Origin of the sequence: Methylobacterium sp. NEAU K (genome assembly GCF_030700285.1) — a bacterium.
Lineage (GTDB): Bacteria > Pseudomonadota > Alphaproteobacteria > Rhizobiales > Beijerinckiaceae > Methylobacterium.
In genome coordinates this window covers 16,132-27,510 of sequence record NZ_JAUYZJ010000051.1, presented here as the reverse complement: position 1 = coordinate 27,510, position 11,379 = coordinate 16,132, and the positions used below count along the sequence as shown (strand labels likewise).

Here is an 11,379-nt window from a genome sequence, read left to right as displayed (position 1 = left end):
GCGAAGAACAGATCATCGGCATCCTGAAGGAGCAGCAGGCTGGGCTGCCAGTGGCTGAGATCTGTCGCCGCCACGGCATCAGCGATGCGACCTTCTACACGTGGCGCTCGCGTTTCGGCGGCATGGAAGTCTCGGACGCGCGCCGTCTGAAGGCGCTCGACGAGGAGAACCGCAAGCTCAAGAAGCTCCTGGCCGAGGCGATGCTCGACGTGGCCACGCTTCGCGAGGCGATGGGAAAAAACTTCTGACGCCCAGCGCACGGAGAACGGCCGTGAGCTGGGCCATTGAGGAGAAGGGCTACTCGCAGCGTCGCGCCTGTGGGCTGATCGGCCTGGAGCCGAAGTCGTACCGCTACGCCTCGACCCGCGGCGACGATGCGACCGTGCGGGCACGCCTGCGCAGCCTGGCTGGCGAGCGCCGCCGTTTCGGCTATCGGCGTCTGCTGATCTTGCTGCGCCGGGAGGGCCTCACGCTGAACCACAAGAAGCTCTTCCGCCTCTATCGGGAAGAGCGGCTGTCGGTGCGCAGGCGTGGTGGTCGCAAACGGGCCCTTGGCACGCGAGCGCCGGCCGCCGTGCCCCAGGAGCCGAACCAGCGCTGGAGCCTCGACTTCGTCTCGGACATGCTCGACGATGGACGGCGCTTCCGCATCCTCGTCGTGGTCGACGACTGCACCCGGGAGTGCTTGGCGCTGGTGGTCGACACGTCGCTGTCCGGGCGGCGGGTCGCGCGCGAACTCGACCGGATCATCGCTGGCCGGGGCAAGCCACTGATGATCGTCTCGGACAATGGCACCGAGCTGACCTCGCACGCCATCCTGCGCTGGCAGGAGGAGCGTGCGGTCGAGTGGCACTACATCGCCCCCGGCAAGCCGCAGCAGAACGGTTTTGTCGAGAGCTTGAATGGGCGCTTGCGCGACGAGTGCCTGAACGAGCATCTGTTCCGGAGCCTGTCGGCGGCCCGGACCATCATCGAGGCCTGGCGGGTCGACTGTAACACCTGCCGCCCTCACACGAGCCTCGGCGGGCTCACCCCGAACGCGTTTGCAGCCCGGTCCCGACAGGACCAGAACCAGAACGGACTCTGGTTATGAACGGGGGCAAACAGGGGGCAAGGTCAAACCCGGGAGGGTTCAATCCGCTCGAACGGATCCTGACCACCACGCTGGATTTCGAGCGCATTGCACGCAGCTCAATCAAGCTCTTCGTCACGGCCACCAACGTCCACACGGGCCGGGGCCGAGTGTTCCGGAATGCCGATATCACGGCTGACGTGCTCCTCGCCTCGGCGTGCCTGCCGACAATGTTCCAGGCGGTGGAGATCGACGGCGCCTTCTACTGGGACGGCGGGTACTCTGGTAATCCGACGATCACGCCCCTTGTGCGCGAGTGCATGTCGCAGGACACGATCATCGTTCAGGTCAACCCGGTCGAGCGTCCTGCCGCACCCCGATCGGCGCGGGAGATCCTCAACCGGCTCAACGAAATCTCATTCAATGCGGTCCTGCTTAAGGAGCTACGAATGATGGCCCTGCTGCGGCAGGTCGCGCCAACGGACAACTCGGAATGCGCCAGATGGGCCGCGATGCGCATGCATCGCATCGCGAGCGACGTAGTCGCGGACCTCGGTTCCTCGTCGAAGCTCAATGCGGAATGGGCGTTCCTGACGATGCTGCGCGACGAGGGGCGACGCTGCGCCGAGGCTTTCCTGAACGACCATGGGGCGGACCTCGGTAAGCGCCCATCGTTCGACCTCGATCAACTGCTTGAAGGGGTATGATGTACTGCTTCCTGCGATATGCTCCGTAGACAAGATTTCACAACGGTCCGCATTTTCGCATGGCGCTTACCAGATTCCCGTGCGCAAAATCAGCGGTTATTTCATTCAAAATCCTGGCGTTTTGACCCGTCTATATTCGATACGATACAACATGAAGCTCTTCTTTGCCGGCCAGAATTACGATCACGATGCAGCAATATGGAATATTCGACAATCTAGGCACATTATATTTCACCCCAATTTGCCGTCGCCACTCACGAACCCGCCGGAGTTCGGGAGAAGCCACATTTTTGCATTGACCCAGATCAATGTGCCTGTCTACCGCTGAGTGATTATGATCATCGTGCCATTGTAACGAAGGCCGCCATTGTTGGCCTAAGCGATCCTCTTCGTCATGGCGCTCATCAGGGGCCTGTGGGCAGAGATGAGGTTGCCGCACAGAGGCTTGTTTTCTTTGGCAGCAGGCCAGCACGTTCTGATGATAGCAATGGTCACCAGAGTCAAGTAATTATCATAACCTTGATGATCAATTTTCCCGGTTTGCGACCGGGACAAGATGAATTCGCCAGAGAAAAGTACGGGGCCGCAAGTAAATACTTGGCCTTTTATATTGAGAGAGGAGTAAGCGCTTATGCAATTTTCTACATATCTGGCCGCGGGCTCGATCTTCTCCGGATTGATGTCCGCAACAGCCGCGGTCGCCTCCCCACTGCCGCCTGTGGCAGGGGCGGGGATTAGCGACCAAATGGTCTCGCCCGCTGGAGTGACATTCGGGCGTCACAAGGTTCTCCCGAACAAGAAGCGCATTCATCACGAGAGAAAGTCTCAGCGCTAAGATCTTGCAGTAGGCCACCACCCGGTGCACCGCCGCTACCTGCCCCGGGGCGGCCGCTCGTGACTGCGTGAGGATCGGCACCATTCCTATGGGCTGATCCGCCGACGCCGACGAATGCGCCGGGTGTTCGTTGAACGATGGCTTCGGTACGTCTCTATTAGGCGACTGCATGCACTGGAGATGTAGCCAACGTCCGAGCCCCGCATGGAACTGATCGGGCATTGACAAAGATCAATGTACACAACTCTTCGCTGACGCTGTTTCTGGAGAAGGTGCAGGTCGGAAAGCCGACCACCGCCGTCGGAAGACATCTTCTCCCAACGACCTGGACGGTCCTTTACACACTGGATGAGCAAGGCCAACAATTGGTGATCGGGCCGGTCGAATCGCGGCCCTTTGAGCAGGATTAATGTTGAGGCATCGCATCACGGTAGCGAGGCCGAAGTGGAATCGGGGCAAAGTTATTATGTCCACTCGACGCGATCTGATCCAGGCTCTCCCCGTGACCGGCGCGGCCTTCGCGGTCGGCGGGCGGCTCCTCCTCGAGGATACCCCCGCCGCGGCGCAGCAGCCCGCGCCGAACCCGCCCCTGGCGGGGCACTTCCACCCGCTCGGCAAGGCGCCGTCCCGCCACACCGCTGCGGCGCTGGAGGAGGCGCGCCGCGCGCTGCCCTTCTCCGACACGCGCGACTTCGAAGAGAACCGGCGCGGCCTCATCGCACCGATACCGGAGCGGCAGATCCGCAACGACTCGGGCGGCGTCGCCTTTGACATGGACAGCTTCAACTTTATTGACCAGCGCGACAGCTTCGACAGCATCCATCCCTCGATGCAACGCATTGCGAAGCTGAACCAGAACTACGGGCTGTACGAGGTGATCCCCGGCATCTACCAGATCCGCGGCATCGAGCTCGTCAACATCACCTTCGTGCGCGGCCGTACGGGCTGGATCGTCTTCGACATCATGATGACGCCGGAGACCGCGCGCACCGCCTGGCAGGTGTTCCAGCAGCACCGTGGCCAGGGGCTGCCGATCTCGGCCGTGATCTATTCCCACAACCACGTGGACCACTGGGGCGGCGTCCGCGGCCTGCTGACGGATGAGGAGGTGCGGGCGCGCAACATCCCGATCATCGCGCCGGTCGGCTTCCTGCGCAATGCGATCGAGGAGAACGTGTACGCCGGGACGGCGATGAACCGGCGCCTCTCCTATCAGTACGGCCAGCTCCTGCCCGTCGCGCCGCACGGCTTCGTCACCCAGGGTCTCGGGCATCGCGCGGCGAACGGCACCATCACGCTGATCCCGCCGAACCGCCTCGTCGAGCGCGACATCGAGGAGTTCGAGGTGGATGGCGTGCCGATGGTGTTCCAGAACACGCCGAACACCGAGGCGCCGTCGGAGATGAACACCTACATCCCCGGCATGAAGGCGCTATGGATGGCCGAAAACGTGTCGGCCACGCTGCACAACATCTACACGCTGCGCGGCGCCCCCATACGCGACTCCCTGCGCTGGTCGAAGTACATCAACGAGGCGCTGTACCGCTTCGGGCAGGAGGCGGAGGTGATGTTCACCGCGCACCACTGGCCGCGCTGGGGCAACGCCCGCGTGCAGGAGGTGCTGCGAGCACAGCGCGACCTCTACGCCAACATGACCAACCAGGTGCTGCACTACGCCAACCAGGGCGTGACCATCAACCAGATCCACACGGTGTACAAGCTGCCGGAGGGCCTGGCGAACACGTGGCACGCCCGCGGCTACCACGGCTCGCCCGAGCACAACAGCCGCGGCGTGATCCAGCGCTTCCTCGGCTTCTGGGACTGCAACCCGGCAACGCTGATCCCGCTGACGCCGGAGGAGTCGGCCCCCCTCTACGTGGAGATGATGGGGGGGGCCGATCGCATCATGGCGCGCGCCCGCGCGCTGCACGACGAGGGCCGCTACCAGCACGCGAGCGAGATCCTGAACCGCTTGGCCTTCGCGGAGCCGCAGAACCGCCCGGCGCGGGAGCTGCTGGCCGACGTTTGGGAGCAGATCGGCTACCAGCAGGAGAACCCGGGCCTGCGCAACTCTTTCCTCAACGGCGCCTACGAGTTGCGCAGCGGCCTCTCGATGGCGGAGGCGACGACCTCCACCACGCCGGAGGTGCTGCGCGCCATGTCCACCGAGCTGTTCCTGAACTTCCTGGCCATCCGCATGGACCCGCGTCGTGCCGAGGGGCTGCGCTTCACCATGAACCTCGTCATGCCAGACAACGGGGAGCGCTTCATCGTCGAGCTGTCGAACGCCACGCTCACGAACATCCAGGGCCATCAGGCGGCGAACGCCGACCTGACGCTGACCGTCAACCGCTCCGACCTCAACCAGGTGCTAGCCGGCCAGACGACGCTGGAGGCGCTGATCGGCGGCGGTGCAGCGCGCGTGCAGGGTGACGCGAGCGTGCTGACGAGCCTCGCCTCGCTGATGGTGGACTTCGACCCGCGCTTCGAGGTGCTGCCCGGCACGCGGCCTACAGCGACTCAGGTCGCGCACGCCGAAGCCTACACGGCCACGGTCGGCGCCCCGATCCCAGAGTAGCCGCGGGACGACTTCGGCGAGGTCGAGGACGTGCCCGGCCATCTCCTCGCCCACCTGTCACCGCTCGGCTGGGAGCACGTGAACCTCACGGGCGACTACGTCTGAGCCGCCCCGGACGAGGTGTCGGATACCAGTGACGGATTCCGCCCGCTCCGGCCCGTGCCCGACGCCGTCGCGGCGGCGGCCTGTACCGCGCGGCCGAGCGGCTGCACGATGTGGAGGCCTTGCGATGATGCGGTCCACATAGGGCGATGGTCCGGACTGCTCGGTGCAACGTCCGACCCTTGTTTGGCTCGTGGGCCGGTTCGTTGCCGACGCGCTCACTCTCGGCTTTGGTTAGCTCCCGGAGGAGTTGGATGACGGCGATACGGTCGCTTTCGGCTGTCACTTGCTCCTGCTCTTCCGACAACCCGGCGATCTGCCCATCTGCTCGGACCGGTCTGGCTGATAACCTTGACATCCGCCACCTGACGCCAGGCCTGGATGGGTCACATTGCGACCTTCACCTGAGCCGTGCCTGACGTCCGTTTACCAATGACTTGAGCCTCGAAGCGGACGGACTGTAAACGGCCAGACTACGCCAAGCCAGATTGCTGTCGCGTGCAAGACCGGACGTTCGGCTTCGCGCCCATTGCAGTCGCTCAGCCGCATTTGCGTGCGTCTCGGAAGCGGACGTCAATACCGTGTGGCCCAATCCGTCAGCGAGGGGCATGCAATTACGAGCAATAGCGCGCTGGACCGTCTAGCGGGCCGCGTCGATGGCAACTTGCGGCGCCCAGCGTCCTGGCCTCTGTCGGCCGGTTCAGTGCGTGGCGCGCTATGCTGCCCACCAGGTCGTTCACCTCGGCGGCCATAGCCTCTAGGCGCTCACGGTCCGTCTCGCGGCGGGCCTCCGACTGAAGTTCAAGCAGGCGTCCCGTCGCCACTTTGAGCCCGTCGGTTTTCGAGTGCCGGAACGCGACGGAAGTCCGCTGCCGCCAGGGATGCTAACGAGACACTTATGGAATCGTCCCTACTTCGTGCTCGAACCCTAACACGTCCTGGCACAGCTTAGGGGCGCGGTCCCCGGAGGATCGCGTGAACCCCCGACTTCCGATGTCTCCCACCATTCAAGTCGCCGCCATCCACGCCGACGCCCCGGCCGGGGACCCCGCCCGGTTCATCGTCGGCCAGGATCCGGAAGGCCACTGGGTCGCCATCGAGATCCACGGACGCGCCGGCGGCCTGTTCCGGAGCCGGAAGGCCGCGGTCGACTACGCCGAGTACGAGACCGGCCACCGCCCCGACGGCGTGCTGCTGTCCGGGGAGCGGATCGAACTGCGGATCTGAGGCAGCGGCTTTGCATCCTGATGGGATACCTATGCGGCCGTCCTCAATCTCAGCTCGATCCCATATGCGAGGCGGTGCAGACTCTGAAGAAGTCCGCCTTGCCGGAGCCGTCCCATGCCACACGCCGCTCCGTTACCTGCCTCCGAGGTCGAAGCCATCGGCGAGCGCCTCGCGGAGGCACGCCGAACCGGAACGCTCGCCGCCGGCGTGGATCTCTCCGACCTCGCCGATCTCGACGAGGCACAGGACTTCCGGGACGCGGCCCTAAGGAGCCTCGGTTGGGCGCAAGTCGGCTACGCCCTCGTCGGCACGCATCCCGTGGTCGCCCGAACGCTGCGCCTGGAGGGCCCAGTCGTCGCCCCGCTGCTGCGCGAGGCTATCCTTGAAGACGGCTCGATCTTCCGGCTCCCAAACGGCGTGATCGGCGCAGGTGTCGGCATCACCTTCCTACTCGGCCGTTCGTTCCCGTTCTCGGACGAGGAGGCGCTGACCGCCGGCAACGCCTCCCGGGCCTGCGGCGCCTGCCGGCTCGACCTGCACCTGCTCGGGCGACGGGCCGCGGTCCCGGCCCTCCTCGACGAAAGGGCCGCCACCGCCGACCTGGGGCTCGACGTCGTGCACGTCGCCGGTCCCTGGGTGGAGGGTTGGGCCTCGGCCAACCTCGGCGCGAGCGAGGCCAGCCTCGCCATCGACGGCAACGTGATCACCCGAGGCCATGGGCGCGACGTCCTCGGCGACCCGTTCGCCGCGGTGGCGTGGCTCGCGTGCCGGCTCGCCGACCAGGGTTCGGGCCTGAGCGCCGGCGACCTCGTGGCGGTGGGCAGCTGCACGGGCCTTGCGCAGGTGCTACCCGGCCAGCACCTGCTGGCCCGGTTCGGCGAGTTCGGGACGGTCTCGCTCAGGCTCGGCTGAAGGTCCTGCCGCTCGCCAGCGAGAATAGGGCCGCGGCGTCGCGCGCGCCTCTCATCGCCGCCGCGGTCTCCGGGTCCCGCAGCCGTCGCGCCACGGAGGCCAGGGCGTTGAGGCTCTCCCCCTGCGCGTCTGCTGGGAGCAGCAGCAGGAAGACGAGGTCCACCGGCCGCTCGTCGACCGCCTCGAAGTCGAGCGGATCGCGCAGCCGCGCCAGCAGGCCGAACGGACGTCCGACGGCCTCCATCCGCGCGTGCGGTAGCGCCACGCCGTCTCCGACCCCGGTCGAACCGAGATCCTCGCGCCGGAGAAGGGCCGTGAGGATCTCGCCGGGGTCGAGGCCGAGCTCCCGCCCCGCGCGTCGGGCGAGCTCCTCCAAGAGGCTCTTCTTGCTGGCAGCGCGCAGGCCGTGGAGCACGGCTCCCGGAGCGAGGATCTCGTCGAGGGTCATCGCGTCGGCCGGCGACATGCGGGGCTAGGCATCAAGGGCTCGTCTCCGTCATGGGCGGCTTGGCGTCCTTAGCCGCCCGCAGCTTGAGGTTCGGTTCGTCGTCGGGGGCCCGCAGGCGATAGCCGACGCCGGTCTCGGTGAGAAGGATGCGGGGCCGCTCGGGGTCGGCCTCCAGCTTCTGACGGAGCTGGCGCATGTAGACGCGCAGGTACTGCGGCTCGGAGGACACGGAGACCTCGTGCAACAGCTGCGCGTGGGTCAGCACCTTGCCGGCATGCAGCACCATGACTCGCAGGAAGTCGTACTCGCGCGGGGTCAGCTTTACCTCGACGTCGTCGACCTTCACGATGCGCCGGATGAGATCGACGCTGAGGCCGTCGACGCGGAAGACCGGACGCTCGCCTCGGGCGGCCAGTTGGTGGCGCAACGCGGCACGCAGGCGGGCGAGCAATTCGGCCATGCCGAAGGGCTTGGTGACGTAGTCGCCCGCGCCGAGGTCGAGCGCTTCGACCTTGCCGACCTCGTCGTCCCGGCTCGACAGCACCACCACCGGCGTCCCGGGATGGCTCGCCCGGATCGCCCGTAGCAGGTCATGGCCCCGCATGTCGGGCAGACCGAGGTCGAGGATGATCAGGTCCGCGCTCTCGCGCCCGAGCACGTCCAGGGCCGTCGCGGCGTTTGGCGCCTCCAGGATGGCGTATCCCTGCGTGGACAGGCCCATGCGTAGGAGCTTGCGGATCGGCGGCTCGTCGTCGATGACGAGGATGGTCGGGCTCATGCGGCGATGTCCTGCGGCGCGGTCTGGGCTGGGGCCGGCAGGGAGACGACGAAGCTGGCTCCGCTTCGGTCGCGCCGGTTGGCGGCGGTGACGGTGCCGCCCATCGCCTCGACGAAGCCGCGCGAGATGGCGAGGCCGAGCCCCGTGCCGGCGCGGACGCGGTCGCCTTTCCGCACTCGATAGAACTTATCGAACACGCGCTCGACGTCCGCCTCGGGCAAGCCGTCACCCTCGTCCAGGACCTCGATGCGCACTCGGCGGCCATCTTGGGTGGCCCGGACCGTCACGGTCGACCCCTCGGGCGCGTACTTGGCGGCGTTGTCGAGGAGGTTGACCAGGACCTGCTCGAACAGGACCGGATCGAGCTGTAGGGTCGGCAAGTCGGGGGCCACGTCCACCGCGATCCGGTGGCCGGCTAGCACCTTCTCGACCCGGCGGAGCGCCGTGTCGACGCTCTCGGCGATGTCCTGCGGCGCGAGGTTCGGGGCGACCGCCCCGGCCTCAAGGCGGGTCATATCGAGCAGGTTCACGATGAAGCGGTTGAGCCGCTCCGATTCCTCGATGATGGTCGCCAGGAGCTCGGCCTTGGCCTCGGACGGGAGCGCGGCGTCGAGGTCGCGCAGGGTGCTCGCAGCGCCCAGCACCGAGGCGAGCGGCGTGCGCAGGTCGTGGCTGATCGAGGTGAGCAGGGCCTGGCGCAGCCGGTCGGTCTCGGCGGCGCGCTCGGCCCGATCCAGATCCTCGACGAGCCGGACCCGCTCGATGGCGAGCGCGCCCATATCGGCCAGGGCGTCGAGCAGCCGGCGGCCCTCGGGCGTCAGGATCGGCCCGGTGCCGTCCGCGTCGAGGCCGATCACCCCGATGGTGCCGCGCCCAGTGCGCATCGGCAGGAAAAGGCGCTTAGCGCCGGGCAAGGTGTCGGCGCCACGGCCGGCCGGGCGGTCGTTGTCGTAGGCCCACTGGGCCGCCGCGAGGTCGGCCTCGTCGAGCATGTCCTCGGGCGGGTAGCCGGCCCGCACGGTGACGGCCTTGCCCTCAGGCAGGAGCAGGACGACGCGCACCTTCAGCATGGCAGCGACCTGGGCCGAGGTCGCCCAGAGCACATCGTCCAGGGTGCCGCAGCCCGCGAGCTTGCGTGAGAACCCGAACAGCCGTTCCGTGGACTTGGCACGGCCCTGGCTGACCACCGCTACCAGGCGGGCACGCGCGGCGAGGTTCGAGACCAGCACGGCGACGAGAGTGAAGAGCAGGAAGGCGGCGACGTTGGTCGGGTCGGCGATGGTGAAGGTGTAGACCGGCGGCAGGAAGAAGAAGTTGTAGGACAAAGAGGCCGCCACCACCGCAACGAGCGAAGGGCCGAGGCCAAACCGCACCGCCACCGCCACAACCGCGGTTAGCAGGAACAGGTCGGCGTTCTCCACGCCCGCGTAGGGCTGGAGCAGGAGCGCCGCGCCCAGCCCTAGCGCGGTCGCGGCAAGGGCCAGGAGGTAGGCCCCGACGTCGAACCTCCTGCCGGGAACGGCCGTGGTGACAGTTCGCCGCGACGGTGTTTCGGAGGGTATGGCCTCGCCGGGGACCACGTGCACGCTGATGGTGCCGCTGCGGCGCACGAGGTCGTGCACCACCGAGCCGTTCAGGAGTTCGAAGGTCCAGGAGCGCGTCGCCTTGCCGACCACGATGTGGTTGACGTTAGCCGAGCGCGCGTGAGTCAGGATGTCGTCGGCGACGCGTCGGCCGCCTGGCAGGTTCACGGCCTCGCCCCCGAGCCGGTCGGCGAGCCGCAGCGCCTCGGCGATCCGGTCGCGCTGCGTCTCGTTCAGGGAGGCCGTGCGCGGCCCTTCGATGGAGAGCGCCGTCCAGGGCGCGTGCAGTCGGTCGGCCAGCCGCTTGGCGTAGCGCACCAGACCGGCCGAACGAGGGTCCTCGTTCACGCAGACCAGCACCCGCTCGCCCGCCGCCCAAGGCCCTGCGATGGCGTTGGCCCGCATGTGGCTGAGGAGCTCGTCGTCGACCCGGTCGGCGGTACGCCGGAGCGCCAGCTCCCGGAGGGCCGTGAGGTTGCCGCGGGAGAAGTAGTGCTTCAGGGCGCGCTCGGCGTTCGTCGGGACGTATACCTTGCCGTCCTTCAGGCGCTGGATCAGGTCGTCCGGGTTGAGGTCGATCACCTCGATGTCGTCTGCGCGGTCGAGGATCCCGTCGGGCACGGTCTCGCGCACCCGGATGCGGGTGATCTGCGCCACGACGTCGTTGAGGCTCTCGACATGCTGGATGTTGAGCGTGGTGAACACGTCGATGCCGGCGTCGAGCAACTCCTCGACGTCCTGGTAGCGCTTCGGGTGACGCGAGCCCGGCGCGTTGGTGTGGGCGAGCTCGTCCACCAGGGCGAGGCCAGGCCGGCGGGCGAGCAGCGTGTCGAGATCCATCTCCTCCAGGACTGCACCGTGATAGGGCACGGCCCGGCGCGGGATGACCTCGAACCCGTCGAGCAGGGCCTCTGTCTCGGCCCGGCCGTGGGTCTCGACCACGCCGACGACCACGTCGGTGCCGGCCTTGAGCCTGGCACGGCCGATGCTCAGCATCTCGTAGGTCTTGCCGACGCCGGGGGCTGCGCCGAGGAACACTTTCAGCCGCCCACGCGTCCGCTCCTCCCGGCGCGCCGCTGCGAGCAGCGCGTCTGGCGAGGGACGGTTTGGGTCGCGGCCAGTCTCGGGCATGACGGC

Annotated in this window: 8 protein-coding genes and 2 pseudogenes; 6 read left to right on the top strand and 4 right to left on the bottom strand. The window is 67.1% G+C overall.

The annotated features are described in order from the left end of the window. The 4 genes and pseudogenes from Q8W67_RS25145 to Q8W67_RS26935 all read left to right on the top strand — a co-directional run. Positions 1–1,093, top strand: a protein-coding gene (locus Q8W67_RS25145) for an IS3 family transposase (protein WP_305550563.1) whose coding sequence is annotated in 2 segments (ribosomal slippage) — positions 1–231 and positions 231–1,093 — 1,094 coding nt annotated over the 2 segments. Because the reading frame shifts where the segments join, the coding sequence is not laid out codon by codon here. This gene is flagged as partial in the annotation. 26 nt (positions 1,094–1,119) lie between these two features. After that, positions 1,120–1,779, top strand: a pseudogene (locus Q8W67_RS25140) (patatin-like phospholipase family protein); the annotation flags it as partial. Positions 1,780–3,080: 1,301 nt separating this feature from the next. Further along, the gene (locus Q8W67_RS25135) at positions 3,081–5,192 is read left to right on the top strand and encodes an alkyl/aryl-sulfatase (protein WP_305550560.1); all 2,112 of its coding nucleotides are present in this window, start codon (positions 3,081–3,083) and stop codon (positions 5,190–5,192) included. A gap of 30 nt (positions 5,193–5,222) precedes the next feature. Beyond that, entirely contained in the window at positions 5,223–5,297 is a 75-nt protein-coding gene (locus tag Q8W67_RS26935; protein WP_370693956.1) for a Tn3 family transposase, read from the top strand. 637 nt (positions 5,298–5,934) lie between these two features. Here Q8W67_RS26935 and Q8W67_RS25130 read toward each other — a convergent pair. Continuing rightward, positions 5,935–6,121 (bottom strand): annotated as a pseudogene (locus tag Q8W67_RS25130) (C4-dicarboxylate ABC transporter substrate-binding protein); the annotation flags it as partial. Between the two features lie 166 nt (positions 6,122–6,287). Here Q8W67_RS25130 and Q8W67_RS25125 point away from each other — a divergent pair. Both Q8W67_RS25125 and Q8W67_RS25120 read left to right on the top strand, forming a co-directional pair. After that, positions 6,288–6,521 (top strand): hypothetical protein, encoded by a 234-nt coding sequence (locus tag Q8W67_RS25125; protein WP_305550567.1) that lies wholly within the window; start codon positions 6,288–6,290, stop codon positions 6,519–6,521. A 114-nt stretch (positions 6,522–6,635) separates the two neighbouring features. Then, entirely contained in the window at positions 6,636–7,433 is a 798-nt protein-coding gene (locus tag Q8W67_RS25120; protein ID WP_305550558.1) for a 2-keto-4-pentenoate hydratase, read from the top strand. Here Q8W67_RS25120 and Q8W67_RS25115 read toward each other — a convergent pair. Genes Q8W67_RS25115 through Q8W67_RS25105 form a run of 3 tightly spaced genes read right to left on the bottom strand, consistent with a single transcriptional unit; the run spans position 7,420 to position 11,373 of the window. Beyond that, complete coding sequence (locus Q8W67_RS25115) at positions 7,420–7,899, bottom strand: PTS sugar transporter subunit IIA (RefSeq protein ID WP_305550557.1); 480 nt, start codon at positions 7,897–7,899, stop codon at positions 7,420–7,422. The two genes, Q8W67_RS25120 and Q8W67_RS25115, sit on opposite strands and share 14 nt — an antisense overlap. Before the next feature lie 13 nt (positions 7,900–7,912). Further along, the gene (locus Q8W67_RS25110) at positions 7,913–8,659 is read right to left on the bottom strand and encodes a response regulator (RefSeq protein ID WP_305550555.1); all 747 of its coding nucleotides are present in this window, start codon (positions 8,657–8,659) and stop codon (positions 7,913–7,915) included. Beyond that, a complete protein-coding gene (locus tag Q8W67_RS25105) occupies positions 8,656–11,373 on the bottom strand; it encodes a sensor histidine kinase KdpD (protein ID WP_305550553.1) in 2,718 nt (905 codons plus the stop codon). Before Q8W67_RS25105 ends, Q8W67_RS25110 begins: the two co-directional genes overlap by 4 nt. Positions 11,374–11,379 lie beyond the last annotated feature (6 nt).